General features: G+C 49.0%; 29 protein-coding genes. 23 read left to right on the forward strand and 6 right to left on the reverse strand.

The window, feature by feature from the left end; translation table 11 throughout:
• Positions 1-41: 41 nt before the first annotated feature.
• Both argH and C7820_RS27220 read left to right on the forward strand, forming a co-directional pair.
• Positions 42-1,553 (forward strand): argininosuccinate lyase, encoded by a 1,512-nt coding sequence (argH, locus tag C7820_RS27215; protein WP_116233686.1) that lies wholly within the window; start codon positions 42-44, stop codon positions 1,551-1,553.
• The gene (locus C7820_RS27220; RefSeq protein WP_116233687.1) at positions 1,550-2,596 is read left to right on the forward strand and encodes an N-acetylglucosamine kinase; all 1,047 of its coding nucleotides are present in this window, start codon (positions 1,550-1,552) and stop codon (positions 2,594-2,596) included. The genes argH and C7820_RS27220 overlap by 4 nt, the downstream gene beginning before the upstream one ends.
• Here C7820_RS27220 and C7820_RS27225 read toward each other — a convergent pair.
• Both C7820_RS27225 and C7820_RS27230 read right to left on the reverse strand, forming a co-directional pair.
• The gene (locus C7820_RS27225; protein ID WP_116233688.1) at positions 2,593-2,742 is read right to left on the reverse strand and encodes a helix-turn-helix domain-containing protein; all 150 of its coding nucleotides are present in this window, start codon (positions 2,740-2,742) and stop codon (positions 2,593-2,595) included. The genes C7820_RS27220 and C7820_RS27225 overlap by 4 nt on opposite strands.
• A gap of 171 nt (positions 2,743-2,913) precedes the next feature.
• A complete protein-coding gene (locus tag C7820_RS27230) occupies positions 2,914-3,297 on the reverse strand; it encodes a RidA family protein (RefSeq protein ID WP_116233689.1) in 384 nt (127 codons plus the stop codon).
• A 105-nt stretch (positions 3,298-3,402) separates the two neighbouring features.
• Here C7820_RS27230 and C7820_RS27235 point away from each other — a divergent pair, with 105 nt between their 5' ends.
• The 6 genes from C7820_RS27235 (at position 3,403) to C7820_RS27260 (ending at position 9,049) form a co-directional block, all read left to right on the forward strand.
• Positions 3,403-3,747: a winged helix-turn-helix transcriptional regulator gene (locus tag C7820_RS27235; RefSeq protein ID WP_076174034.1), complete on the forward strand. Its 345-nt coding sequence runs from the start codon at positions 3,403-3,405 to the stop codon at positions 3,745-3,747.
• A gap of 84 nt (positions 3,748-3,831) precedes the next feature.
• Positions 3,832-4,752 (forward strand): GNAT family N-acetyltransferase, encoded by a 921-nt coding sequence (locus C7820_RS27240; protein WP_116233690.1) that lies wholly within the window; start codon positions 3,832-3,834, stop codon positions 4,750-4,752.
• A gap of 73 nt (positions 4,753-4,825) precedes the next feature.
• On the forward strand, positions 4,826-5,200 hold the full coding sequence (locus C7820_RS27245; RefSeq protein ID WP_116233691.1) for a chromosome partitioning protein ParB: 375 nt from the start codon (positions 4,826-4,828) through the stop codon (positions 5,198-5,200).
• Between the two features lie 199 nt (positions 5,201-5,399).
• A complete protein-coding gene (locus C7820_RS27250) occupies positions 5,400-6,620 on the forward strand; it encodes a multidrug effflux MFS transporter (protein WP_076173921.1) in 1,221 nt (406 codons plus the stop codon).
• 381 nt (positions 6,621-7,001) lie between these two features.
• Positions 7,002-7,949 carry an aminoglycoside phosphotransferase family protein gene (locus tag C7820_RS27255; RefSeq protein ID WP_116233944.1) on the forward strand — a complete coding sequence of 316 codons (948 nt, stop codon included), beginning with the start codon at positions 7,002-7,004 and terminating at the stop codon, positions 7,947-7,949.
• Between the two features lie 197 nt (positions 7,950-8,146).
• A complete protein-coding gene (locus C7820_RS27260; protein ID WP_116233692.1) occupies positions 8,147-9,049 on the forward strand; it encodes an AraC family transcriptional regulator in 903 nt (300 codons plus the stop codon).
• Positions 9,050-9,121: 72 nt separating this feature from the next.
• Here the strand turns inward: C7820_RS27260 and C7820_RS27265 are convergent, their stop codons facing one another.
• Positions 9,122-10,075, reverse strand: a complete 954-nt coding sequence (locus C7820_RS27265; RefSeq protein WP_116233693.1) for an SDR family NAD(P)-dependent oxidoreductase — start codon at positions 10,073-10,075, stop codon at positions 9,122-9,124.
• A gap of 207 nt (positions 10,076-10,282) precedes the next feature.
• Here C7820_RS27265 and C7820_RS27270 point away from each other — a divergent pair, with 207 nt between their 5' ends.
• Together C7820_RS27270 and C7820_RS27275 are read left to right on the forward strand one after the other, a co-directional pair.
• Positions 10,283-11,260, forward strand: a complete 978-nt coding sequence (locus tag C7820_RS27270; RefSeq protein ID WP_258875463.1) for an AraC family transcriptional regulator — start codon at positions 10,283-10,285, stop codon at positions 11,258-11,260.
• Between the two features lie 55 nt (positions 11,261-11,315).
• Positions 11,316-11,861, forward strand: a complete 546-nt coding sequence (locus tag C7820_RS27275; protein ID WP_116233694.1) for an HAD-IIIA family hydrolase — start codon at positions 11,316-11,318, stop codon at positions 11,859-11,861.
• 164 nt (positions 11,862-12,025) lie between these two features.
• Here the strand turns inward: C7820_RS27275 and C7820_RS27280 are convergent, their stop codons facing one another.
• Positions 12,026-12,871, reverse strand: coding sequence for an alpha/beta fold hydrolase (locus C7820_RS27280; RefSeq protein ID WP_116233695.1), 846 nt, complete (start codon positions 12,869-12,871; stop codon positions 12,026-12,028).
• A 421-nt stretch (positions 12,872-13,292) separates the two neighbouring features.
• On the opposite strand from C7820_RS27280, the gene C7820_RS27285 reads away from it, so the two are divergent.
• The 7 genes from C7820_RS27285 (at position 13,293) to sigJ (ending at position 18,267) form a co-directional block, all read left to right on the forward strand.
• The gene (locus tag C7820_RS27285) at positions 13,293-13,607 is read left to right on the forward strand and encodes a rhodanese-like domain-containing protein (protein ID WP_116233696.1); all 315 of its coding nucleotides are present in this window, start codon (positions 13,293-13,295) and stop codon (positions 13,605-13,607) included.
• 14 nt (positions 13,608-13,621) lie between these two features.
• On the forward strand, positions 13,622-14,011 hold the full coding sequence (locus C7820_RS27290) for a rhodanese-like domain-containing protein (RefSeq protein ID WP_116233697.1): 390 nt from the start codon (positions 13,622-13,624) through the stop codon (positions 14,009-14,011).
• A gap of 64 nt (positions 14,012-14,075) precedes the next feature.
• Entirely contained in the window at positions 14,076-14,459 is a 384-nt protein-coding gene (locus C7820_RS27295; protein ID WP_116233698.1) for a DUF302 domain-containing protein, read from the forward strand.
• Positions 14,460-14,697: 238 nt separating this feature from the next.
• A complete protein-coding gene (locus C7820_RS27300; RefSeq protein WP_116233699.1) occupies positions 14,698-14,982 on the forward strand; it encodes a copper amine oxidase N-terminal domain-containing protein in 285 nt (94 codons plus the stop codon).
• Positions 14,983-15,180: 198 nt separating this feature from the next.
• On the forward strand, positions 15,181-15,873 hold the full coding sequence (locus C7820_RS27305) for an aspartate/glutamate racemase family protein (RefSeq protein WP_116233700.1): 693 nt from the start codon (positions 15,181-15,183) through the stop codon (positions 15,871-15,873).
• A 203-nt stretch (positions 15,874-16,076) separates the two neighbouring features.
• Positions 16,077-17,384, forward strand: coding sequence for a phytoene desaturase family protein (locus C7820_RS27310; protein WP_397334226.1), 1,308 nt, complete (start codon positions 16,077-16,079; stop codon positions 17,382-17,384).
• A complete protein-coding gene (sigJ, locus tag C7820_RS27315) occupies positions 17,362-18,267 on the forward strand; it encodes an RNA polymerase sigma factor SigJ (RefSeq protein WP_116233702.1) in 906 nt (301 codons plus the stop codon). The genes C7820_RS27310 and sigJ overlap by 23 nt, the downstream gene beginning before the upstream one ends.
• 158 nt (positions 18,268-18,425) lie before the next feature.
• Here the strand turns inward: sigJ and C7820_RS27320 are convergent, their stop codons facing one another.
• A complete protein-coding gene (locus tag C7820_RS27320; RefSeq protein WP_116233703.1) occupies positions 18,426-19,064 on the reverse strand; it encodes a TetR/AcrR family transcriptional regulator in 639 nt (212 codons plus the stop codon).
• A 183-nt stretch (positions 19,065-19,247) separates the two neighbouring features.
• Between C7820_RS27320 and C7820_RS27325 the strand changes: the two genes are divergently transcribed.
• The 6 genes from C7820_RS27325 to C7820_RS27350 all read left to right on the forward strand — a co-directional run bounded on the left by C7820_RS27325 (position 19,248) and on the right by C7820_RS27350 (position 24,270).
• Positions 19,248-20,006: a glucose 1-dehydrogenase gene (locus tag C7820_RS27325; RefSeq protein ID WP_116233704.1), complete on the forward strand. Its 759-nt coding sequence runs from the start codon at positions 19,248-19,250 to the stop codon at positions 20,004-20,006.
• A 100-nt stretch (positions 20,007-20,106) separates the two neighbouring features.
• Positions 20,107-20,991 (forward strand): SDR family oxidoreductase, encoded by an 885-nt coding sequence (locus C7820_RS27330; protein WP_116233946.1) that lies wholly within the window; start codon positions 20,107-20,109, stop codon positions 20,989-20,991.
• Between the two features lie 286 nt (positions 20,992-21,277).
• Positions 21,278-21,457, forward strand: a complete 180-nt coding sequence (locus tag C7820_RS27335; RefSeq protein WP_116233705.1) for a hypothetical protein — start codon at positions 21,278-21,280, stop codon at positions 21,455-21,457.
• Entirely contained in the window at positions 21,450-22,049 is a 600-nt protein-coding gene (locus C7820_RS27340) for an ATPase (RefSeq protein ID WP_116233706.1), read from the forward strand. The genes C7820_RS27335 and C7820_RS27340 overlap by 8 nt, the downstream gene beginning before the upstream one ends.
• A 62-nt stretch (positions 22,050-22,111) precedes the next feature.
• The gene (locus C7820_RS27345) at positions 22,112-22,627 is read left to right on the forward strand and encodes a DUF4241 domain-containing protein (protein WP_116233707.1); all 516 of its coding nucleotides are present in this window, start codon (positions 22,112-22,114) and stop codon (positions 22,625-22,627) included.
• A 224-nt stretch (positions 22,628-22,851) separates the two neighbouring features.
• A complete protein-coding gene (locus C7820_RS27350; protein ID WP_116233708.1) occupies positions 22,852-24,270 on the forward strand; it encodes an N-acetylmuramoyl-L-alanine amidase family protein in 1,419 nt (472 codons plus the stop codon).
• Positions 24,271-24,587: 317 nt separating this feature from the next.
• Here C7820_RS27350 and C7820_RS27355 read toward each other — a convergent pair whose 3' ends face one another.
• Positions 24,588-25,121, reverse strand: coding sequence for a GNAT family N-acetyltransferase (locus C7820_RS27355; RefSeq protein ID WP_116233709.1), 534 nt, complete (start codon positions 25,119-25,121; stop codon positions 24,588-24,590).
• Between the last annotated feature and the right edge of the window lie 139 nt (positions 25,122-25,260).

The following is a 25,260-nucleotide window of genomic DNA, read 5'->3' on the forward strand; positions in this document are numbered from 1 at the left end:
TTAATGTACATAAAACAAACCATGGAGGGGACTGGGGCAACATGAGGAATCGGGAACAGATTTTGGAACGGGAAGGTGGACATTTTCCAGGGCGCACCTATACGGAAGCCGTGCTCGAGCCTGCTTTCGATGAAGCGAAGAACAGCTTGCTTGGAGCGATGATGGCGATTAACAAGGCGCATTTGATCATGCTGAAGGAGCAGGGACTCGTAAGCGGGGAAGAAGCCTTTCAAATCGCGTCGGCCATCCGCGGCCTTGACCTGGAGGGGCTGCGCCAAGCGGAATATACGGGACAGTTCGAGGACCTGTTCTTTCAGGTTGAGCATGAGCTGCATGCAGCGGCCGGAGACATTGCCGACAATCTGCATCTGGCCCGCAGCCGCAATGATATGGGCATCGCGATTTACCGGATCGTGCTGCGGGAGAAACTGCTCGTAACGCTTCGCGGAGCCCTTGCACTCAAGAGTCAGCTGCTTTCGTTTGCAGAGGAGCATAAGGGCACGATCATGATCGGGTACACGCATACACAGCAGGCACAGCCGACGACGTTGGCCCACTATATTCTGGCGATGGCTGACTCTCTGGACCGCGACATCCGCCGGCTGCAGGCGGCTTATGCCAACTGCAACCGAAGCAGCATGGGGGCGGCAGCACTGACCACTTCCGGCTTCGCCATCAGCAGGGAGCGGGTGAAGGAACTGCTCGGCTTCGACGAGCTGATCTATAACTCCTACGACGCGATTGGCGGTGCCGATTACGTCGGCGAGATGATGACGGCCGTGCAGCTGGCCGCGATTAACCTGGGCAGGTCGTCGCAGGACTTCCTGCTGTGGTGCACACAGGAATTCGGCATGCTGCGCGTGGCCGATCCTTACGTGCAGATCAGCTCGATCATGCCGCAGAAAAGAAATCCGGTATCGTTCGAGCATATGCGTGCGCTTCTCTCCAGCTGCGTAGGCAATACCCAAACCGTGCTGACCATGATGCACAACACGCCATTCGGCGATATCGTCGATACTGAAGACGACATGCAGCCTTATGCCTGGAAGGCGCTGAAGGTGCTGGAACGGATGTACCGCCTGCTCTCCTGCGTCATCGGGACCGTGGACGTCAATAAGGAAGTACTTCGGAAGCGGACCGAGGGCAGCTTTGCCACGGTGACCGAGCTTGCAGATACGCTGGTGCGCTCCGACCGTTTGTCGTTCCGCAGCTCCCATCATATCGTAAGCCGTCTCGTGAAGCGTGCCGTCGCCGATGGACTTGCCGCTAACCAAATTACGCTGGAGCTTGTCAATGAGATCGCGCTGGAGGTCATCGGCCGCAAGCTCTCGCTGACGGAGGAGCAACTGCGAATGGCGCTGGATCCGGTTCATTTTGTGGATATTCGTACGCTCCCCGGCGGACCGGCTCCTTCAGAAATTCAAAGCGTGATCGCGAAGCGGAAAGGGGCCCAGCAGACTCAGGAGCAATGGCTGGACGCAGCCCGCAAACAGGCGGACGGAGCCTTGAAGAATCTGGATGACATCCTGGCCGGCTGGAGCGGCAGCCGATGAACATGGCGGCAATTCCTCTGCTGGCCGTAGACGGCGGGGGGACGAAGTGTCTGGCCGTGCTTGCGGATGCCGAGGGCCGGGTGCTGGCGAGCGGGCGTGCGGGATCATGCAACTACCAGGGAGTAGGGCGCGAAGCCGCGGCGCTTGAGCTTACGCGTGCGATCGAGGAAGCCAAGAGGCAGCTGGCGGATCTGAATGTTCAAGGGAATACGCGGTCTGCGTTTGACGGAGATGCTGCTCCTCTCCCTTCTCAGGCCGAAGATCCTTTACCTGCCGTAACAGTAGAGTCACCGCTGCATGTTGCCTGCGCAGTGTTCGGCCTGGCTGGTCTGGATACCGATTTTGACCGTCAAGTAATTGAGGAGCTTGTCCATGAAGCGCTTCGAAACACGCAAGTGCAGGCCGACCGCATCATCGTGGAGAATGACGGCGTGGCTGCTCTACTCGGTGCCACAGGCGGTGCCCCCGGCATTCTGGTCATCGCCGGTACCGGCTCAATCGTGTACGGGATCAACGCGAGCGGAGAAAGCGCCCGTGCCGGCGGCTGGGGCCACCGTGTCGGCGATGAAGGTAGCGGATATTGGATCGGTAAGCAGGCTATCATCGCCGCATTGCGTGGATATGACGGAAGGAGCGGCGCCACGGCGCTAACGGGTAAGCTGCTGCATCAACTGAAGCTGCAAACGGAAGAAGAGCTTTTCAACTGGGCCTACTCCGCTGCATACAGCGTAGAGAAAACAGCCGGGCTCAGCAAGCTCGTGAGTGAAGCAGAGCAGGAGGGAGACGCGTCTGCACGCATGATTCTCGAGGCTGCTGCCGATGAGTTGTTTCTAGGGGCCCGGGCCGTGATCGAAAGAATCGGATTGGCTGCAGCGGAAGAGCCATTTGCCCTGATTTTGCAGGGAGGCGTGCTGCAGAATATTCCGCTTGTGCGAAGCCGATTGGCGGAACGAATCCGTTCCATCTCGCCTCTGGCCAGCGTGGACGAGGCAAAGATGGAGCCGATTTACGGGGTGATTGCGCAGGGGATGCGGCTGCTCTAGGCAGCCGGGGAACGATCGGTCCCATACCCTTTAATAAAAACCAATGGCTTAGCTTGAAGCGCCTTTGCTAATGCAGTCACTGTTAGCATAGAAGGCGCTTTTTCTCCGTTCTCTAGTTCACCGACGCTCCGCTTACTGCAATCAATACTTTATCGATCGTCAATAAAAGACTGAAGCTCGGAATAGAGCGTTCAGTCTTTTGGGGGGCCTAGTATTTCCAAAAGGAGTTCCAAAAGGTCAGAATCTTCCCCATCGATCATTTTTCATTAACAGGTTCGTAAATGCTGCGCCCTTGCAGTCAGGCCCAACCACGTTAGTTAGTCCGTGTGTGCGACGGCTCTGATTTCGATCAGCTGCTCGGGGGACGCCAGGTATGTTACGCCGATGCAGCTGCCGGCTGGCCTGTGCTGTCCGATGTATTCCTTGAACAGCCGAATGCAATGCTCGAAGTGCTCTTGCGCTTTTGTCAGATAGATCTCTACATAAGCCAGGTTCGATTTCGTGACACCAAATCCCGCCAGCACGCGATCCAGATTTTCCAGCGTCTGCCGGGTCTGTGCCTCGAAATCTCCCTCGCCAACAAACGCTCCCTCTGTATCGTGGGAAAATTGTCCCGAAATGTAAATCGTGCCGTTGACGCTATAGCCCTGGGTGATGCCGTGATCCCAAAGATCGTGATTGTAGGTTTTTACTGTAGTCATTTTTTTCTCTCCTTTACTTCAAAGTAAGGCAAGTATAAGATGAAAAAAAATAAAAATATAGTACGCACTTTATTGATAGGTACTATCAGAAAGGGTAGTGCAAATATGAGCATGGCTGAGTATAAAGGCAAAGTTAAAAATGTTCAGGATACACCTTTTGGATACACATTATCCGTGATTGGCGGCAAATGGAAAATGGTGATTATCTACCTCCTGGCGGAAAATCAAACGGTTCGCTTTAATGATCTGAAGAGACAGATCGGGGCTATTACTTTTAAAACATTGAGTTCACAACTTAAAGAATTGGAAGCGGATGGGATGGTGACACGGAAAGAGTATCCTCAAGTTCCTCCAAAAGTCGAGTACAGTCTTACAGAGAAAGCGGAGACACTTTTACCCGTTTTGGAAGGGTTATGCGAGTGGGGAGTAAAAAACCAACCGAAGACATGAGCGGCTTTCAACTAACGGGAAACGTTAGTTCAACGCCGGCAGCATTGTTATAAATCGTAAATATACATTGGAGGCAAAATATGAATGAAATTTTCGGATGATGACTTGGTAATTCGCCTGCATGAACGGTCAGATACAGCAAACATTGTAACCATGATCAATCGTGACCCATTTCATATGTTGAACGGGCTAACGGCCGAAGCGTTTGAGCAGGATTTAGATGAACCCGGGGAAAGAATCCGCGATAACACGTTCGTTGTTGAGCTTGGACAGACAACCGTCGGTTATTTTTCTTTATGTTTCGTTGAACGGACTACATACATTTCCGTGTATTGTTACGGGACGGTGGACGTGGATTGGCGCAGGCGAGGCATTGGTACGGCAATGTTCAAGTTTATTTTTACACGACTGGCTGAAATCGCACGACAAGAGGCGAAACAAATTCACTTTATTCATCGTGCACTCACGAGTATTTCTGGAGAAACCACTCTTGGTGCCAATTTTGGCATGCAGGAGCAAAACAGCCTGGGTATTTTGTGCATAAACGACCTAAACCACATCAAAGTTTCGAGCCCTCCATCAGAATTTAAATTCCGTCCCCCTACGCTAGAGGATGCTCCAATTTGGGCAGAGATTTATAACGATGCATTCGGTGGTAACAAAACGGTTGAGAGTGTCATTCACGAATTTCAGGGAGAGAGTTTTTCCAAAAACCTGTATATGCTATGTGAAAATAAAACGGGGACAGCGGTTGGCCTCCTTTGTGCTACACTTCGAGGAATTCATGCCAGAATACCGACTATTGCAGTAAAGCGTGAATGGCACAGACGGGGTATTGGGGAAGCAATGCTATCCGAAATACTGCAAAGGCTTCAGCATTCAGGTGCAGTTGATGTTCGGTTAAGCGTAGACAGTAGCAACGATGCGGCTAAAGGGCTCTATACAAAATTTGGTTTTCAGGAGGAATATCAAAGAATTCATTATGAAGCGATCTTCTCACCGTAGCAGATTACCCGTCACGGTCAAGGAGTGAAGGACGCTATGCCATCGATTAATATGAAAAACTGAGGTGATTGTTGTGGAAGAGCTACTTTCACAAATGAAGCATATTCATGGAAGGGTTATTGACGGAAGGCATCATTTCTGGGACGTAGAGAAACTATGGGAGTTATCTAAAAACTTACCCGTTCATACAATCAAAATTGATTCAATAAAGGAACTGGATCAGGATTGTTGGTTTAAAGATAGCAGGAGGACACCCATTCCAACGATACGCAATGTTGCGCTTCATTGTCAGCGGATTATCAACGCCAACATGGAGTACCCCATATTATTATGTTCAGACGGACAATTAATTGATGGGGGACATCGAATTGCAAAAGCATTAATGGATGAAAAAAGTGAAATTGACGCCGTGTATATTACATTGCCGGAGGCGGACGTGATTCAATGAAGAAATTCTATAAGCGAAAATCCTTGACCTACAGTTAACTCTAGGCCTTATACTTCAACTAAACATGAAAAGAAGCGCAGAAGATCTAACGAAGACTAGGAAAGGAGACTGGAGAAAAAGATGTGAGCTGCCTCATCGGCATGTCTGAAAATGATCTTAGAAAATAGAAACCATACTAGAATTGGAGATTCAATTCATAATGAGCAAAAATAATGCAGGGAATGTTTTCGGCCTGGCTTTGCTGCTGGGTTTATTTTCGACGTTAGGCCCGTTTACGATTGATATGTATTTACCGGCATTTCCTGAAATCGCACATAATTTCAATACGAGCGCTTCACTCGTCCAGTTTAGCCTGACGGCTTGTTTGCTTGGATTGGGCATAGGTCAGCTCGTTATGGGCTCGCTAAGCGATGTGTATGGCCGGCGGAATCCGCTGCTGATCTCCATGGCCGTGTATATCATCTCCTCGTTGGCTTGCGCATTCGCACCCAATATTGGCTTGCTGATCCTGTTCCGATTCGCCCAAGGGTTTTCCGCTTCCGCGGGAATCGTCATCTCGCGAGCCATAGCCCGCGATCTGTACAGCGGCCACGAACTTACTAAATTTTTCTCTTTGCTGCTGCTTGTCGGTAATTTGGGTCCACTTGCTGCACCGATTGCAGGCAGCGGTATTCTTTCGTTCACAACGTGGATTGGCGTGTTTATCGCGCTGTCTCTGCTGGGGATTTACTTGTGGGCGATGACAAAATGGCGCTTGAAAGAGACGCTCCCAACGGAAAGACGCGAGAAACCCAACTTCGCGAACCAGCTGCGCAGCTACGGAATGCTCTTGCGTGACCGTCAGTTCGTCGGCTACATGCTGGCACAGGGGATTATGATCGCGGGTGTCTTTGCTTATGTTTCAGGAACACCTTTTATTTATCAAAATATTTATGGCGTCACACCGGCTGTTTTCGCCTTGCTATTCGGATCAAATGGCATCAGCTTGATTATAGGCTCGCAATTGGTCGGGCGGATGGCGCATCGCATATCTGAACAGGCTTTTCTGCTGTTTGGCCTATGGGTAGCCTTATCGGCAAGCATCGTCGTTCTAGTGGTCGCTGTATTCCATGGTCCGCTGTTCGCGTTGGTCATCCCGCTGTTTTTCTTTGTTTGCTCCATAGGCATTACATCCACTGCGGCATTTCCGCTTGCCATGGAAAGACAGGCCAATATGGCGGGCAGTGCTGCCGCACTCCTGGGGGTCATCCCTTTTCTGTTAGGTGCGGTGGTTGCTCCTATGGTTGGGATTGCCGGTGAAAATACCGCCGTTCCACTAGGCCTGATTATTTTAGCGACGAGTACGGCAGCCATGCTCGCTTATTTCGGACTGGTAAGAAAAGCTCCGCGTGCATCACAACAGGCGCAAATCCGAGCCTGATTTTTAGATCGGATTGAGGAAGTAAAGCTAAGTTAAACGAGAACAATAGCTCACAAACAACCAACAGCAGCCGGCCATTAGCCGGCTGCTGTATTTGTACTTTAAGACCAACCGCGGAGAACCTTATCCGCATCGTCTTCTAGCTCATTCCTTAATTGCAGAAAATAGTCCTCGATCTGATCAAGGAGTGCCTCTGTGAGTGCCCCGGCTCGACACAGGAATTGGAAGTCTTGATGTGTCTTTATGATCCTCATTTGTATATCCCTCCTGAAAATGAAAATGACCCCTCGAACAAGGGGCTTGGCATTAGGTCACGAATACGATATATATCTGATTTTGAACTTGATACGGTTAGATAAATTAGAGAAAGAAGGGTTAAGCATGAGTGATTCCATGAATCAGTATGAACGATTTCGCAACTCCATTCCTCTACTAAGAAACAGTACAAAGCTTGAACAAATTCACAAGGGATACTCAAGTGATGGTAAATACATCGTACATGATAGCAATGGCCACCCCCAATACATATTAAGAACCTACAACATAGATCAGGTTGAAAACAAGAAATTGGAATTTAGCAGACTGAAGATGATGGAAAAGCATGATGTGAAATGCTCTAGACCTATTGAAATTGGGGTCCTACCTGAACAAGAACTAGGTTACATGATCGTCTCATTCATTGAGGGAAATGAAGCATCAGAAGAGCTACCATTTTTAACGAAAGAAGAGCAATTCAACATTGGTATTCAATCAGGCTTCGAATTAAAGAAGATTCATCAGGTTATCTGTCCTGATAACATTAAGTCTTGGGATGAAAGAATGGCCGCCAAGCATCATCGATACCGAATGGAGTATACCAAATGCGGAGTTGCAATAAATAACGAAGAGAAGTTGTTATCCTTTATTGATGACAAACTGTACTTAATGAAGGGTAGGCCTAATATTTTCCAACATGATGATTACCATATTGGAAATCTTATCGTTAAGGACGGGAAGCTTTCAGGTATCATTGATTTCAACAGGTACGACTGGGGAGATCCAATTCATGAGTTTGTGAAAGTCGGTATTTTTAGTGCAGAAGTTAGTGTGCCTTTTTCAGTCGGTCAAATCCAGGGATACAATAATTACAATGAACCTGATGATGAGTTCTGGCAACTTTATTCACTCTATCTAGCCATGACTTTGATCTCATCCGTCGTATGGATCTTGAAGGTAAAACCGGATGAGTTAGATTCAATGTTGATGAAGATCCACCAAGTAATGGATGACCATAACAACTTTGAGTTAACTGTCCCTAAGTGGTACAGTCAGTATCAAGTTAATGTTTGACTGGGTAATTTGACCAAGAGTAGTATCAAATAGTTTTAAGAAAGGGCCATTCCGAAAAAGGATGGCCTTAAAACTTGCCGTTACAGACAGCGCGGAGAACCTTATCACAAGGAACGCCAAGCTTTTATTGTGCAACTCGAATCAAATATACGAAGATCGCCGGTGCTATGATCGAAGGGAAAGGAGGGAGGACTTCCATGTACGAATGGAACGAGATGGTCCAGCTTATGGTGGATTGGATCGAAGCCAATATAACGGAGAGTTCGTCTTTATTGAAGATGTCAGAGCAGTTAGGCTATTCCCCTTATTATTGTTCCAGGCAGTTCAACCAATTGACCGGGACAACATTACGGGATTACGTCTGGACTCGAAGAATCAGTCGAGCCGCCTTGGAGCTCCGTGACACGGACCAGCGGGTTCTGGATATTGCTTTAAAGTACGGGTTCTCATCCCAAGAGGCGTTCACGCGTGCGTTCAACAAAGCTTTTCAGCTCACCCCCGCAGCCTACCAAAAAGCTCCCCGCCCTATTAAGCTGGCTATTCGTCAGGAGGTATTCTCGCCTTACCATTATTTGATCAAGGAGCGGGATAAGATGAGCAAGGTGCATTTGCAACCAGCGGAGATCAAAGTTGAGTTCATTCGGGCGCACAAATTTATCGGGATTTGGGACCTTTCCGCAGCAAACTTTGGGGAATTCTGGGAAAGGGGACATTCTTGTGACGAGATCTGTGGCACGCTGGAGAGCATGTCCAATCACACCCTCCCTGGACAACTGGGGCAGACGGCGGGATGGTTTTACCAAAATGGTCAAAAGGGGTACCTATATGGAATCCCTGTTTCACTGGAGTACGAGGGGCCCATTCCGGAAGGGATGGAGTGCAGGGAAATTCCGGAATCGGAGTATTTGGTCTTTTTTCACCCGCCTTTCGATTATTTGAAGGATAATGGCGATGTGATGAGCACCGTTGAAGAAGTGGCGTGGAACTTCGACCCCACAGGTATGGGCTACGAATGGGATGAAGGGATCAAACAGGACTACCAACGGCATTACCCAGAGGGATATGGTTATGCTGTGCTGCGGCCGGTAAAAAAGGCATAGCCGATTATGTAATAACGTAACGTTAGACCCCTCGTAAAGGGGTCTTTTTGTATGAAATAGGCTAGTGACTCATTAGCTATTAATCCATTTCATAGACACATTCCACAATTCCTCAGCCGCGTCGGGATTCATTGCGTAAGAGGCGAGCCCCGACGGAGTCTCTCCAACACGAGGTCCGACCTCGTTGCAGTTTTCAAAATATCGGCCGCCGATACCGTTTAACAAGGGAGACGTTGCCAATAGCGCGGAAGTAGCGGTTCCCTGTTGAGGGGTCTTCCAGATGATTTCCGGATAGCCTGTTCTAGTCTCGTTTAGCTTTTTGATCTGCTCGGGAGTGATCTGTATACGGTCAACTCCCGGAGTCCGCACACCGCCAGGCATCAAAGCATTTGCTGTGATCCCCTCACTGATCCAACGTTTTGAAGCTTCCACGGCGAATAGTATATTAGCTGTTTTGGATTGTCCGTAGGCAAGAAACGGGTCATAAGGACGGCGCAGGAAGTGAATATCATCGAACACCACTGGCGAGCGGAGATGCCCCGTAGAACTAACGGAGACCACGCGAGCGCCGTCTGCTGCAGCTAGAGCATCGTGAAGTCCGGTGGCTAGAGCGAAATGTCCCAAATGATTAGTAGCGAATTGAAGCTCCCATCCTTCAGGAGTTCGCGTCTCGGGCGTTGCCATGATACCCGCGTTGTTGATCAAGATGTGCAGCGGCCCTCTCCATGAAGCAACGAATGAGGCTATCGAGGATCGATCGGTAAGATTTAAAGGCATTACCTTAACGAGTGGATTACCCGTGGTTACAGCAATATCTTCGGCTGCGAGCTTTCCCGCATTGAGATTTCGAACAGCTAGTGTCACTTCCGCGCCCGCTTCAGCCAAAGCCCGGGCTGTTTCAAGGCCGATTCCGGATGTGGCTCCCGTCACGACAGCTCTGCGACCCGCAAGATTGATCCCTGCAACGACCTCGCTTGCTGTCGATCCGGAATGAAACGGGGTTGTAATCAATGAGGACTCCGACATTGTCAATTCCTTCTTTCTGGATTTTCTAATCTCAAGGTCATTATGACTTGAATGGATATTTGGAAATAGTTTGTTACTGCTTAAAACTTGCTCAAAACTGCAAATGATAGAAACCGTTCTTTGCCTTTATCCAAAATTAAGTTACGATTACAAGAAAGGTTTTCAACGAGCTTCTGAGTATCGATCAAAGTAAAGTTGGTGAGTATTGTGGGAGAGCGGCAAATCAAGTACTACCACTTATATACGGAAAGCCCCCAATCCAAAATGTATTTGAATCAAATGCTGGAAATTGCGAAACGGATTACCCTTGTCGAGGGTCGTACCCAGACGATAATTCCGTTTCTAACGACGATGCGGTATAGTCGGCAGACTCCGGAAATTTCTGGTGTTTTGACTCCTTCGATTTGTCTGATTCTACAGGGTGCCAAAAAACTTCATCTCGGCCATGAGGTCATTGATTATCATGCTGGAGATTACTTGGTATCTGTTATTGATATTCCGGCATCCGCAGAAATTATTGGGGCTACCAAGCAATCACCCTATTTTGGTCTGCGCGTTGAATTTACGATGGAAGAGATCGCTTCTGTGGTTATGGAGGCTGGTCTTGATTTTAAACCAAGAAATAAAAAGTTGAATACCGGAGCATATGTCGGGACAGCCGATGAAGGTTTGGTGGAAACTTTTTACCGTCTGCTCAAGTTAATTGAGAAACCGGATGCGAATCGTTACTTGTCTTCTCTGATGAAACGCGAGATGATCTTTCGGCTGCTCTCTGGGGATTCAGGGCATATTTTTTTTCAACAAGTCATGATGGACCGGCAAGACGAGGGGATCGGCAAAGCTATTGCATGGTTCAAAGAGAATTATGCTCAATCGATTACCATAAAGGAACTAGCAAAATTATCGAACATGAGCGTATCCGGGCTGCATCATAAATTTAAGGCCGTAACAACATTAGGACCTATACAATATCAAAAGCAGCTTCGGCTCTATGAAGCCAGGCGTCTTATGCTGGGTGGCGCAATTCATGTGACTGCAGCAGCTATGGAAGTTGGCTATGAAAATGTCTCGCAATTTAGCCGGGAATATCGCAGGCTTTTTGGATCCTCACCATCTAAAGATATCAAAGCTTTCAGGAATAGCCCCGGTGTAGAGGAAAAACATAGTCAAAAAACTCACAACTGAGCTATAAAATAATAACTGAGAAGAGAACTATTAAGAACAATTTGGTGGTGACCACATGTCAACTTCGAAGAAAATTCAGGCTGTATTTATTGACAGGGATGGGACTATTGGTGGTTCTGAAGAGGTTATATACCCCGGTACTTTTAAATTATTTCCTTTCTCAAAACAATCGTTTGAAGTCCTTGTGAGTGCTGGGATACCAATCTACGCTTTTACAAATCAACCAGGTATATCTCGTGGAGATGCAACGATTGGCGACTTTCAGGACGAACTAACTTCCTTTGGCTTTGATCATGTATACATATGCCCGCACCAACATGAGGAGCGCTGTTCTTGCCGCAAACCCTCATCGGCTTTGCTTATTCAAGCAGCAGTAGATAACGACCTGGAATTGAAACATTGTGCTGTTATTGGGGATAGGTGGACCGATATGATTGCTGCCCAAAGAGCAGGGTGTATCAAGGTGTTAGTAAAAACAGGTTCTGGCGAGAAGGATTTGGCCAAATATCGCAATAATCAATTTTTTGGAGAATGGCTTGAAGCTGCTCCAGATTTTGTAGCTGAAAATGTACTAGAGGCTGTCAACTGGCTCTTAAAGTAGCTATTCAGTTAGTCCAACATCTGCGCAGCTAACAATGTTATTGTCACTGACATTCATCTGTTTTTATGGGATATGGGAAAAAGCCAAGAAGGTCAACATCACCTTCTTGGCTTTTCTTGCGTAGTGGCGGTAGAGGGCGGGTTTAAAAAATAATTTTTCGTACACTATCCTAGTGAACTCAAAACGTCTTTCAGCCGCTCAGCAAACGGTTTTGGCTGCACTTGGTAGCCGATGTGATTTTCCGGGAACTCGGCAATGTCTACCTCCAAACGTTCTGCCAATCCTTCGGCGGAGCGTGCGGGAAAATAACGTCTGGAGGTGCTGCCTACAGCGGGGCAGACCTGTGCCGTAGAATGAGATAGCGCAGTTTGGAGCTGCTCCAGCTTGAAAGCATATCCGAGCACGCCCGGAGCTTCCTTCGCCATGAAGTATTCCATGTTTGCAATCATGCGTTCCCTTTGCTCATCGCTCGGTGGCGAAGAAGGGCTGGGACCGTCATCATCTCGAAGTCCAATGGCTGAAGTGAACTTGATAAAAGCCGGAAATAAACCTAACTTGCGGTGATCTGCGATTAGGTCCTCCATAATCGTCTTGGCCTGTAATCGTTCATCGCCGTGTAAAAGATCCAGCAAAGGCGGTTCATGCGGAATCAACACACGCACTTGTCCGGGATAGCGCATCGTCAGATCAAGTCCAATGACAGCCCCGGAACTGCTTCCGAAAACGTATGCCGGCTCATCGGTTAAAGCGGCCAAGAGGCGGTGAGCATCGTCACTGTGCGTCTCGATCCGGTAATTTTCAGCTGGATTGGTGAGCTTGCTGCGGGAGTGGCCCCGGCGGTCGTAAGTGACGACTGTGTACTGATCGGCGAGATGGTCCGCCACCTCCAGAAATACATCGGCATCACCGCAACCCCCGTGGATCATCAGAAGTACAGGCCCTGCCCCGCGCACCTCATAGTGAATGTTTGCTCCAGGCAAAGATAACATATCCGTCTTTATCCTACTCATTTCATCTCCTCCTTATAGGAAGATCATAAGGCAGCTTTATGAACTGAATATGAATCCAACCCAATGGATGAATTGGTCATAGGTATAGGACTTGATAACACTTCCGGAGGTCATCTCCAAACTGAACTTACTGATCCAATAATGATAAACAGAATATACTAAAGAAATGAATGTTATAAGCCCCAAGGACGGACGATCCCGGGCTTTTTTGTTGTCTTGTCACCACCTAAGCATTGCAGTGATTGAAGGTGGCGTATGGTTCCCCTTAAAAAGGCCAGCTCAGTTGATGAGCTAGTCTTGATTTTGCTTTCTAAGCACTGGTAATTCCTTCATAGGGACTTACCAAAGTTGACAAAGGGGAAAATCGAAACTAATATACCTATAGGGGTATATGTATAACATCGATAAGGAGTGAAACAGCATGGCATTCAAATTTCCCAAAGCAACGACACCGCAGGAAGTAGCATTAAGACTCAATCGTGGTGAGAAGTTGTATATGCTGGATGTTCGCGAGCCTGAGGAATGGGCTGCGGGTCACTTAGAAGGCGCCAAACATATTCCGCTCGGGCAGCTTTCCGGACGACTGCATGAGCTTGATAAGTCGAAGGAGATTATCGTGATTTGCCGCAGCGGCAATCGCAGCGGTCTTGCCTGTGAATTGCTGAACGAAAAGGGATTCGACGTGGTGAATATGACGGGAGGCATGAACAACTGGAATGATGTTGTCGAAAGCTAAAGGATGTGAAAACTATGCAAACGGGAACAATCATCAATTTCGTTATCATCGTGCTCTTTGGATGGTTTATATTTTCGAGGTTAAAACCGGTTAAGGGACTCCGGAGCCTGAACGCACAGGAATTTAGTGACGAAATGAAAAAGCCGAGTAAACCCCTGCTGATCGATGTCCGTGAACCGGGTGAATTTAAGGGAGGATTTATTGCCGGGGCACAAAACATGCCACTGTCCCAACTGCCCGGATTGCTCACTGAAATCCCGAAGGATCAACCGGTGCTCCTCTACTGCCGCAGCGGTATGCGCAGTAAAACCGCGGCGAAGATGCTGCTCAAAAACGGGCACAGGGAACTGGCGCATCTACAGGGCGGTCTGGGTGCCTGGAACGGAAAACTGTCGCGTAAGTAATATCCATGATTACGTTTGGTTAAGTTAACCTAATGGTGAGATAAAAACGGGAGGCTGACATGCGATGTTTCATTACACGGTTGAAACAACCAAAACGATTGAACAAGCGATTGAAGCTCTGACGGAAAACCTGAAGGCGGAAAAGTTCGGCGTCCTTTGGCGGTTGAACATGAAGGAGAAGCTTAACGAAAAGGGTGTTGAGTTCGATATGCCGTATGAGATCCTGGAGGTTTGTAATCCGGTTGAAGCTAAACGGGTACTATCTGAAAATGCATTGGTCGGATATTTCCTGCCGTGCAAGCTGGCCGTATACGTGGAGAACGGAACAACCAAGATCGGCATGCCGAAACCAACGGCATTGATCGGGTTGGCAGAGAATGACGCCTTGATGAGCATTGCATCCGATATCGAAAAGCGTCTGACGGCGTGTGTAGATAAGAGTATATAAGTCATAGATTTCGGCTGGGGTTGCAGCAGTCTTCTTTGGGTGCCTCCCAAAAGGGGGCTTAATGCTCGTATGCCTTGCTTGTCCGTAGGAGTTCTGTGGATCTGTGGCGGATACTCTAAGGCTGGTTGGAAACTCCAACCAGCCTTTTTTGATTCTTGTAACTTTGCCGCGGCTCGCAGCGTCCTTAAAACAGTAGACAAATTTCGTTAGAAGTTGGGAGGAACCTGATGATGCGAAAATCCCGTTCCGGTCGCTGACGGAAGCGCTCGGAGCCAAGGTCGTTTACGATGCCAAGACGAAGCGGACGACCGTGACCTACGGAACGCGTGTTTTCTCGATCACCGACGGCTCCCCTTTTGCTCTCACAGACGGGAAGCAAGCCGCACTGTCTTACTCCCCGGCGACGCTGAACGGCTCGCTCTACGTGCCGATCAAGGACTTCGGCGATCTGCTGGGTGTGCAGGTGAAATGGAACGCCGGGACACGCACGGTGGAGGTAACCAAGGCGGCCGCCGCGAAATAAGGTAGGCGAATCCTTGCGGTTAGAGACAGAGTTAAGGAACACAGAACGAATGGAAAAATTCCTATTGTCCTTAATCAGCCTAATGTATACTGAAAACGGCGGGATGACCGCCGTTTTTCCACATTCACTTTACAGAATTGAAGGTCAATCGGAGCTGATTTTTAAAGACAAACCAAGGACAATGGAGATGAGCATAAAATGAAAGTAATCGGTCTTATTGGCGGAATGAGCTGGGAATCTTCTGCTTTGTACTATCGAATGGTCAATGAAGAAGTAAGAAGTAGGTTAGGCGGGCTGCACTCTGCGAAATGCCTGTTATATAGTGTTGATTTTGAAGAAATTGAACGTTACCAAGCGGAAGGAGCCTGGGAAAAGGCGGGGGAAGTGTTAGGCCAAACCGCACGCGCTTTAGAAAAAGGGGGCGCTGACTTTATCGTCATTTGCACCAATACGATGCATAAAGTTATCGATGATATTCAGTCCAAGATCCAGATCCCCATTTTGCATATAGCGGATGCTACTGCAGCCCAAATCAAAGAAAGCCAGATTCAGACGGTTGGGCTGCTTGGCACGAAGTACACCATGGAACAGGACTTTTATAAATCACGCCTGGAGCTGAACGGGATTCAGGTGATCATTCCAGATCGGGATGACAGAGAGGCCGTAAACAAGATCATCTACGAAGAGTTATGCCTGGGCAAGATTCATCAGGAATCCAGAGATTATTATAAAAAGGTTATTCAGGGCTTAATCGAATCTGGAGCCGAAGGGATTATATTAGGTTGTACAGAAATTGGACTATTGGTGAAGCCGGAAGACGCTGAAGTTCCTCTGTTTGACACAACCTACATCCATGCTTGCGAGGCTGTAAATATGTCTTTGAAAGCGTGAAATTGGAGCTGAATCCCGTACGGACCAATTAAAATAGGAGTTTATCACAGCGCGCCCGCCAGGGCGCGTTTTATAATGTGATGTAGAGTTTGGAGAACGCCATTACAGCCAAAAAATATTTAAAGAAATTTCCCGGCCGATGTTGTCACATCCCATCCTCACTCCCCGTCATACGGGTAAAATCACCGAAAGGGATGATCGAGATGGAGATGGAATACGATTACGATGTGGCGGTAGTTGGCGGGGGCGTAGCAGGTCTGACGGCAGCGGTGTATGCGGCGAAGGCGGGGAAGCGGACGATTCTGATCGAGAAGCAAGAGCGCCTCGGCGGGCGAGCCATCACGGTGAAAAAGAAGGGAGCCTACTTCAATCTGGGCGGGCACGCCCTGTACCACGGCGATGCGTTTGCGACCTTCCGCGAGCTGGGGCTAAGTTTGCAGGGAGGCCAGCCTTCCACCGATGCACTCGGCATTTGGAACGGGAAGCTGGTGACCATGCCGATGGGGGTCAAATCGCTCTTTACCACGCCGCTGCTGTCCTGGAAAGGGAAGGTCGAGCTGGCCTCCTGGCTGGCGAAGCTTGGCAAACTGGATACGCTCCGGTACGAGCGGGTCAGTCTCCGGGAATGGCTGGAGGGGAATGTCAAGGACCCCATGCTGCGGCATTTGTTTTATTCACTTTTTCGCACGGCAAGCTACGTGATAGCGCCGGATCTGCAGGCGGCGGGTCCAGTACTGCGGCAGCTTCAGAACTCCCTGAAGGGCGTGTTGTATCTTGACCGGGGCTGGGGCGCGATGGTCGACGAGTTAGGCAAGCTGGCTGAGGATGTCGGCGTGAAGCTGCTCTCGAAGAGCAATGCCGTGTCCATTGGGTACGCTGAAGGCTCCGTCCGGCATGTGCTCTGCGAAGATGGAACAATAATCAAGGCGAATGCCGTCATCGTCGCCGCATCGCCCACGATCGCTCACCAGCTGATACCCGGAGCTGAAACGACCGCCCTTCATACCTGGAAGGAGCAGGCGGTCGAAATTACGGCTGCGTGCCTGGATGTCGCGCTCCGCCGTCTGCCGAAGCCGGATCAGCAATTCGTGTACGGCATCGACAGGACGGTCTTTCTTTCCAACCAGTCGCGTGCTGCTGATCTTAGCGACGATGGATACCAGGTCGTTTCCGTGATGAAATACAAGGGGCTGGAAAGCGATCCCCAGCGGGATTTGCAAGACCTCGAACAAACGCTGGATCTCGTGCAGCCAGGCTGGAGGGATGAGCTGGTCGTCCGGCAGTATTTGCCGAAGATTACGGTTTGCCACGATTTTATGCACCTGAACCGTCAGGAGAACCCGGGGCCCGCCGTCCCGGAAATCAAGGGGCTGTATGTGGCAGGAGATTGGGCTTCGCACGGGGAATTACTAACCGACGCCGCGACAGCGAGCGCGAAAAGGGCTGTGCGGCATATTCTCTCCTTGGAGAGCGAGGAAAGGGCGACCCATGAGCATAGAAGAATTGTATGAAGCCTATAGAAAACCGCTGATATCCTATGCCTACCGGATGCTGGGCAGCATTATGGATGCGGAGGATATCGTGCAGGAGGCCTTTATAAGTTATGGCCGGCTGGAGGAGCCTGATGCGATACGAAATGAGCGATCCTTTTTGTACAAAATCGTCACCAACCGCTGCTTGGATCTGCTCCGTTCCTCGGCGAAGAAACGGGAGCTCTATGTCGGTCCCTGGCTTCCTGAGCCTCTGATGGGTTTGCTGGATGCCGCCGAGGCCGACCCGTCCGAGATCTATATGCGGCGCGAATCCATATCAACGGCATACCTTTTGCTCCTGCAGCAGCTGAGTGCCGTCGAAAGAGCCGTTTTTCTCCTCCGCGAAATTTTTCATTATTCGTTCGACGAGATTGCCGGGATGGTTGGCAAAAGCACCGCGAACTGCCGGCAAATTTTCCACCGGGCCAAAAAGAGCATCCAGGCCGAGCCTGAGCAGACTCTCCCGGTTCCCATTGCCGAAGAGAAGCTGAGAGATTTCGTCAGTTCCCTTTTGCAAGGAAATACAAGCCGATTACTGGAACTGGTCAGCGAGGGCGCGGTCATGATCTCCGATGGCGGCGGAAAGGTCAAGGCGGCACGGGTGCCTGTCATTGGATTTGAGCAGGTTACCAAACTGCTGCTTAATCTGCTCAAAATGCATGAGGGTCAATTTGCGTATTCGTTCGTTTCGGTCAACGGCATACCGGGCTTCCGGCTTGCGATGGATAATGGGGATCAGTACGTCTATTCTTTTTCTTTTAAGGATGACAAGATTCAATCGATCTATGCCGTAGGAAATCCGGAGAAAATAAGGCACCTGCCAGCATTCGAGCAGCGGGATGATGAACTTGGCACGCCGTGACAGTCACGGATAACAAACCAAACGATGACTCAACCGCGATTATCGTTAAGCTAGAGGAATAATAGAAGAAAGTGTGAAAAAGACCCTGCCGGCGCCAGCCAGCGGGGTTATTGGCGTTCATGGATGAGGTCATGCTGGACGATGAACAAAATGATGAATTATATGGTTTGCAAAATTCTAACGACTTCATCTTCAATCTGGAATTCATCAACCTTGTCCCAATGCTCAGGGCGAATCATTTGATATTTTTTCATACGGTAAAACTCCATAACGGCTTGTTTCAAGGTGAGGTCGTACCACTGGATGCTGAACGTCGGTTCCATGATCCGTCGCAGCGTAGCGTCGTCTTGAACCAAAGACAGCACTGCATTCATCCGGTTGAAAATTCCCTGATCCATCCCGGCTTCAAAAAAGCTCTCCAGCTTTTTATTCCGATTCTGCTGGGCAATAACAAGACTTTCGAACAACCGCGGATAGAATTCCTTGAGGTCCTCCAGAAACAAATCGGATATAAAAATGACGCAGATCAGCGATTGCAGGAACGTTTGCTGAAAACGCTCGATATAAGAGACGGATTCGTCGTTCACCACAGCATCGGCCTGCTGCAAGTAGTTCATCTCATACTCTACAACCTGCTGAATGATGTCATCTTTGGATGAAAAATGCTTATACAGCGTCACTTTGCTGATGTCCATATATTTGGCGATATCGTCTATTTTGAGTTGGCTGAACTTGTTCTTTCGAATGACCGGTTTTATTTTCTCGATGTAATGATCGGCGCCTACGGCTTTTCTCACGAAATGAAGCCTCCTTTGTGCTTATACAACATATTATAACGAATTCGATGTGATCACAAACGTTTTTTACTAAAATTAATAAATTAACTTTTTTTATTAATTTTGTTTACTTTATTAATTTGTGGAGTTATAATCGGTCTTGCAAAAATAAATGAGCTTCTAAGCCAAGGGAGGGAATAAACGATGAGTACTGTGGAAAAAGGGAAATACGAAGGCAAGCGGGTCGTCATTACAGGAGGAAGCAGCGGTTTCGGCCTGGAGACAGCGAAGATGCTGGTGGATGAAGGAGCGCGTGTATTGATCACCGGACGTACCCAGTCCACGCTCGAGTCGGCTCTGAAACAACTGGGGAACAATGCCGTCGCTGTCGTGAGTGACGCCTCGTCGTTGAGTGATATCAACGCCTTGGCCGACCGGGTGAAGGCGGAGTTTGGCACGATCGATGCCTTGTTCGTCAATGCTGGCGTGACGCGCTTCGTTCCTTTTGAGTCCGTTACGGAAGAGGTGTACGATGAGGTTCTCGCCATCAATACCAAGGGGCCGTATTTTACCGTGCAAAAGCTCGTCCCGCTGCTAAACGAGGGGAGCGGCGTGGTTCTCACGACTTCGGTCGCGAACGTGCTTGGAATTCCGATGATCAGCGCGTACGCTGCCAGCAAGGCAGCGCTCCGCTCCATGACGCGCAGTCTCGCCCGCGAGCTGCTGCCTCGCAAAATCCGTGTGAACGCAGTCAGTCCCGGTCCGATCGACACTGGCATTCTGGACAGATCGATGCCGGCCGAAGCCGCGGAACAGACCAAGGTGCAGATGAGACAAGAGAACCCAATGCTGCGTTTCGGTGAGCCCAGCGAGGTGGCCAAAGCTGTCGCATTCCTTGCGTTCGACGCGACTTACACAACCGGAGCAGAGTTCCCCGTTGACGGTGGCGGCTCGCAAATCTAAGTTCCATCTAAACTCGTGGTTGGCTGGCCAACCGATATGTTATACATGAACCAAGGAAGGGAAGTGGATTCATATGGAAACAATGGAAAATGAAAAAAATATGCGCGTCTTCGTAACAGGAGCAACGGGGTTCGTCGGTTCCGCGGTTGTTCGCGAACTCATTGCCGCGGGGCATCAAGTCGTCGGGCTCGCCCGCTCGGATAAGTCTGCCGCATCGCTGACGGCAGCCGGGGCTGAGGTGCAGCGCGGTTCCCTGGACGACCTTAACAGCCTGCAGGAAGGCGCCGCCGCAGCGGACGGCGTGATTCACCTGGCTTTTAAACACGACTTCGCGGATTTTGCGGCAGCCGCCGAGGCGGACAGCAAGGCGATCGAGGCGATCGGGGCGGCACTTGAGGGTACTGGAAAGCCATTCGTGGCGACCTCGGGAACGCTGATGCTTACGCCGGGGCGGCTCGGGACGGAAGAAGAGGCGTCGACACAGTCTACGCCGCGCCGGTCCGAGGAGGCTGCGCTCGCGCTGGCTGGACGCGGAGTGAGAGCTTCCGTCGTCCGCCTGTCACCGTCCGTGCATGGCCCGGGCGAGCACGGCTTTGTTCCGACTCTGATCGACATCGCGCGGGAGAAAGGTTTTGCGGCGTACGTGGATGAGGGGCTAAACCACTGGCCGGCGGTTCACCAGCTTGATGCGGCGCGCCTGTTCAGACTGGCGTTGGAAAAAGGGGCCGCAGGTGCCGTGTATCACGGGGTCGGCGATGAGGGCGTGCCCTTCCGGGAGATCGCTGAGGTCATCGGCCGCCACCTGAACCTGCCGGTACGCAGCATTTCCCGCGAAGAGGCAGAGGCTTACTTCGGTTGGCTCGCCTTCGCCGCGTCGACCGACAATCTGGCGTCGAGCGCCCTGACCCAGGAACGCTTGGGATGGCAGCCCGTGAACCCTGGTTTGATCGCGGATCTGGAACAGGGGCACTACTTCAACCGCTAAAATGGATGGATTGGGTGAATGAAGAGGTTTTTCTGAAGGTTATCTAATGAAATCGCCTGACGGTAACATTTGTGAATAAAAAGTCTTGGCTTGTGACTCAGTACCTCCTTCATGGAAGTATTGGGTACAGGTCAAGACTTTTTTGGTAGGGAAACGCTTAGTTTAAGCCAGCCGGTGGAAATTCTGTTACTACAGATCGGTGGGGGAGATGAGGAAAAAAGGTCTTGAATTCGTTGGTGTGATATAATATCGATTAGATAAATGACTAACACAAAGGAGATATACCATGGATATTTTCCAGGACCTTCAAAAGTTAATTAAGCTTACAGGTGATCGTGCAAAATTAGATGCTAAAGCGAATGGGACTTATATTGTATATAAGACGGACAGCGGCCGGATTGTTAAAGAATTTGCAAATGGTGATATTCAGACAGTAACCAACCCGGGATCTCCTTCCAATGAATGAACTTTCTCCAATCATATATGTATTCGCTGGAAACAATGGAAGCGGTAAAAGTACGATACGTAATTTGATCATAGATCGACTAGGCATTAGCGTAAATATTGATCCGGATGCATTAGCACGCAGTATTGATGCCGATCAACCGGAGAGTCGAAAAATTTCGGCGGGTAAAAAAGCGATTAAGCTTGCTAGAGATTGTATAGAAAATAAGAGGGATTTCTCTGTTGAGACAACGCTGGCTGGTGGAAATGCAATACGTCTTATGAAGGAAGCCAAAAATAAGGGATTTGAGGTCACCATGTTTTATGTCGGACTTGGGGATTATCGTCTCAATATTGAGCGTGTGGCTGCAAGAGTCCGAAATGGGGGACATCATATTCCTACAGAAGACATTATAAGAAGGCACTCAACTTCTATAAAGAATCTGCATTTAAATCTTATATTGATCGATTATTTGATTGTCATAGACAATAGCGAAGCGTCTGGAGAAATTGTGTTACAGGCCAAAAACAACGTTATCACTCATGAAGTTTCTCATCTTCCAGCTTGGGCTAAAAGCATTAAAGAAACTATCAACAAGTTTGCCTCGATTTAATCTCCCACCTCCACACATGTTACAATAAACCCAAATCATCACAGTTAATGGAGGTATCCTCAGTGGTCATTCAACTAGGCAATTTTGAAGTAAATTCCGGGCAATTGGTCGTAGCGGATCCTTGTTACGAATTGGATCGGGATACGATTATTATGGGCGTGCTGGAATCGGCCTTAATTGGCACATGGGTAGGAGAAGTGGAGAAGGTCGAGGTTCGCGACTGGGGCGAAGCCAACGCCAAGCTGACAGCTTACCACCATTCCGTGGCGGAACAGGCAGCGTCGCTGGAATGGATCAAGTGCTCTTTTGTGGCGGGGGTGGACAGCGGGCAGGCCGGAATTTTTGATATCGACAAGCACCGGATTCCGGATGCGGATGCCCCTGACGGTAAACAGGACCAAGATACCGAATGGTATTTCGCCTGCTGCGATCTCACCGAGAGCGGGGAGGAAGCAGGCGTTCTGGATGGCGGCGTCGTATCACGGACAGGCATGGGCGACGGGGCGTATGGGGTGTATAAAGCTGTAAATGCGGATAATCAAATAGTTGGCGTAAAGATTGTGTTTATTAAGGGCTAGTTAGTTCTGAAGTAGATATCATTACGATTGCTAGAATTTTTAAATAGATTTACAGGTAGATGACTCTCTCGAGGGTCATCTTTTTTTTATTCATAGAAGGAACTCACCTCATTTTCACTTCAAGCGCAACTATTTTCCGTTTTTATTGTTATATATTGTAAATGGTATTTTGTCGCTTTTACTAGAATCATGATAGAAAGTTCAAACGATAACAGAGGTGCATAATGAAGAAATTTTTGTCTCTGCTGTTCCTGTCTTTGTTCCTGCTGATCCTGCTCCCCAATTCAATCAGTGCCGCATCCAAGCCATCCAAGATTGTATTAGACGGCCAGGAACTGGTCCTGCCGGCTGATGTGAAGGTCTCGATCATTGATCAATCCATGATGATTCCACTTCGGGTGGTGGCGGAAAATTTAAAGTTTCAGGTGAACTGGGATCAACGGTCCCACAGCGTTACAATCCAGCAAAACACCAAAGCCATGTTGTTAACCGTCGGCAAAAAAGAGGCGAAGGTCGCGGATCAGCTCGTACGGCTGGATACGGCTCCCCGGAATATGAATCAAAGCGTGGTCGTCCCGATCCGGTTCGTCACCGAACAAATGGGACTCGCTGTCAATTGGGACAACCGCAATAAAACGGTATACCTGACAAGCCCGCCTCAAAACCCGGATCAAAGCAAAGATCCGAACTCCGAATCGGAAGCAGACAATACAGAGCCGTTGACGCATGTGAGTCAGATCAATTATTTAAACCAACAGCTCGTCATTCGTATGGATGGCCAAGTGACGCCCAAGATTTCAACTTTAGCCAACCCCGCCCGAATCGTTGTTGACTTACCCAATACGACCTTCGGGGCTCTGACTCAGCCGCTGGATTCAGCCATGATGGGGAAATTGGACGTGAGCGGACAGCCGGATGTATCCGAAGTCAGATATTCTCTATTTAGCAGGGAACCCGAGCAAGTCCGGGTCGTGGTGGAGTTAAGCCAGGGTCACCCGGCTTCCTATCATCAGGAGTTTATCGGCGATCAGCTCATTATAGATCTATCTGGGACGGGCAGCGATCCCCAGACTCCCGTGTCTTCAGGTGACGAGAATGAAAGAAAAATCGTAGTCATTGATGCGGGACACGGTGGAAGCGATCCGGGAACGACGAGCATCAGCAACAAACATGAAAAAGACTTTAACCTCGCGCTTGCTCTGAAAGTGCAGGAACTTCTTCTTAAGGAACCCGAAATTGAAGTCATCATGACCCGTGACAGCGACGTGTACCCTACCCGGACAGAACGCGTGCAGCTGGCCAATTCATTAAATGCGGACGTTTTTGTATCGATCCATGGCAACAGCGTACTGGAATCGCCGCAAGCAACCGGTACGGAGACCCATTATTATCAGCGGAGCAGCAGTAAACAACTGGCCGATGCGATCCATAAGCGTTTGGTCCAGGCGATGGGTCTGAAAGACCGCGGCGTTAAAAACACCAGCCTGCAGGTGATTCGTGAGACCGATATGGCTGCGGTTCTATTAGAGGTCGGATTTCTAAGCAATGTCTCGGATGAACAAGCCATGCTGTCGGACACCGTTCAGTATAAGGCAGCTCAAGCGATCGTTGATGGCATCAAAGAGTACTTAAGCATTACATAGGGAGAACATCGCAGGGAGAGAGAAATAAAAAAGAACGCTCGAAGAGCGTTCTTTCAGAGAGAATTAATAGAATTTCCAATGATCATGCCGATGCTTTTTCTTTTTCTTACAGATGACTACAGCTTTTTGACCGGGGTGCAGCTTGACGACGATTACTTTTTTTCGATTACAACACATAATGATCACCTCCTATATTAACAATCTATGCTTTTACGAATAGATTTGACTGGACAAACAGGCACAATTTGATAGGTTATGAGATCAATCGATAGAAAAGCCCCCTATTTCCTTGGCTGGAATGGGGGGCTTTCGCCTGATCAATAGACTAGTGGTTTTTGCATAAAAATAACAATATCGGAGCGGGTGCTTGTTCCGTGCTTATCATGGTATTCCCAACTGATCTGAAATTCACCGTAGCCCCAGTCGATATAACCGAGGTGTTCATATAGCCTTCTTGCCTCGGGATTGTCTTTGCTGCTCACTTCCAAACCGATATGAGTGCAGCCTCTTTCGCTTGCTAATTTCTCGGCCTCACGAATGATCGCCGTTGCTACACCTTTTTTGCGATAACCCTCTTTCGTGAGTCCTCCCTCCAGAAAGGCACTGTGAGTCACATCGATATATTGAGTTACACGAGGATCCTCAGGGCCACTCCATCGCAGTAAGAAATGTCCAATCGGATGATTGTTATGCCATGCGATCAGAAATACACCCTCACCTTTCCTCTGTACTTCGAATCGGCGATGCTGGGGATACGTCAGATTCCCGGGGCTGAACACTTCCTCAAGCAGATTCAATTGAGAATCCTCGGCTAGCTTAACCACAATATCAAACTCGTGTTGGTTCATCATTCATCACTCCTACCGGTTGATATGGATACTAATCATTCTGAATACGGGTGGCCTATTCCTTCGTAGTCATCTTAATTATGTAAAAGAATCTAAGCAGACTAATGACTATAGCATGATGCGTATAAAATAGCAAAAGCCG

It is taken from the genome of Paenibacillus sp. VMFN-D1 (genome assembly GCF_003386155.1).
Lineage (GTDB): Bacteria > Bacillota > Bacilli > Paenibacillales > Paenibacillaceae > Paenibacillus_AQ > Paenibacillus_AQ favisporus.

Coding starts and splice junctions, on each gene's coding strand:
- argH (WP_116233686.1), top strand. CDS start 42: ATGAGGAATCGGGAACAGATTTTGGAACGGGAAGGTGGACATTTTCCA.
- C7820_RS27220 (WP_116233687.1), top strand. CDS start 1,550: ATGAACATGGCGGCAATTCCTCTGCTGGCCGTAGACGGCGGGGGGACG.
- C7820_RS27230 (WP_116233689.1), bottom strand. CDS start 3,297: ATGACTACAGTAAAAACCTACAATCACGATCTTTGGGATCACGGCATC.
- C7820_RS27235 (WP_076174034.1), top strand. CDS start 3,403: ATGAGCATGGCTGAGTATAAAGGCAAAGTTAAAAATGTTCAGGATACA.
- C7820_RS27240 (WP_116233690.1), top strand. CDS start 3,832: ATGAAATTTTCGGATGATGACTTGGTAATTCGCCTGCATGAACGGTCA.
- C7820_RS27250 (WP_076173921.1), top strand. CDS start 5,400: ATGAGCAAAAATAATGCAGGGAATGTTTTCGGCCTGGCTTTGCTGCTG.
- C7820_RS27255 (WP_116233944.1), top strand. CDS start 7,002: ATGAGTGATTCCATGAATCAGTATGAACGATTTCGCAACTCCATTCCT.
- C7820_RS27260 (WP_116233692.1), top strand. CDS start 8,147: ATGTACGAATGGAACGAGATGGTCCAGCTTATGGTGGATTGGATCGAA.
- C7820_RS27265 (WP_116233693.1), bottom strand. CDS start 10,075: ATGTCGGAGTCCTCATTGATTACAACCCCGTTTCATTCCGGATCGACA.
- C7820_RS27275 (WP_116233694.1), top strand. CDS start 11,316: ATGTCAACTTCGAAGAAAATTCAGGCTGTATTTATTGACAGGGATGGG.
- C7820_RS27280 (WP_116233695.1), bottom strand. CDS start 12,871: ATGAGTAGGATAAAGACGGATATGTTATCTTTGCCTGGAGCAAACATT.
- C7820_RS27285 (WP_116233696.1), top strand. CDS start 13,293: ATGGCATTCAAATTTCCCAAAGCAACGACACCGCAGGAAGTAGCATTA.
- C7820_RS27290 (WP_116233697.1), top strand. CDS start 13,622: ATGCAAACGGGAACAATCATCAATTTCGTTATCATCGTGCTCTTTGGA.
- C7820_RS27295 (WP_116233698.1), top strand. CDS start 14,076: ATGTTTCATTACACGGTTGAAACAACCAAAACGATTGAACAAGCGATT.
- C7820_RS27305 (WP_116233700.1), top strand. CDS start 15,181: ATGAAAGTAATCGGTCTTATTGGCGGAATGAGCTGGGAATCTTCTGCT.
- C7820_RS27310 (WP_397334226.1), top strand. CDS start 16,077: ATGGAGATGGAATACGATTACGATGTGGCGGTAGTTGGCGGGGGCGTA.
- sigJ (WP_116233702.1), top strand. CDS start 17,362: ATGAGCATAGAAGAATTGTATGAAGCCTATAGAAAACCGCTGATATCC.
- C7820_RS27325 (WP_116233704.1), top strand. CDS start 19,248: ATGAGTACTGTGGAAAAAGGGAAATACGAAGGCAAGCGGGTCGTCATT.
- C7820_RS27330 (WP_116233946.1), top strand. CDS start 20,107: ATGCGCGTCTTCGTAACAGGAGCAACGGGGTTCGTCGGTTCCGCGGTT.
- C7820_RS27335 (WP_116233705.1), top strand. CDS start 21,278: ATGGATATTTTCCAGGACCTTCAAAAGTTAATTAAGCTTACAGGTGAT.
- C7820_RS27340 (WP_116233706.1), top strand. CDS start 21,450: ATGAATGAACTTTCTCCAATCATATATGTATTCGCTGGAAACAATGGA.
- C7820_RS27350 (WP_116233708.1), top strand. CDS start 22,852: ATGAAGAAATTTTTGTCTCTGCTGTTCCTGTCTTTGTTCCTGCTGATC.
- C7820_RS27355 (WP_116233709.1), bottom strand. CDS start 25,121: ATGATGAACCAACACGAGTTTGATATTGTGGTTAAGCTAGCCGAGGAT.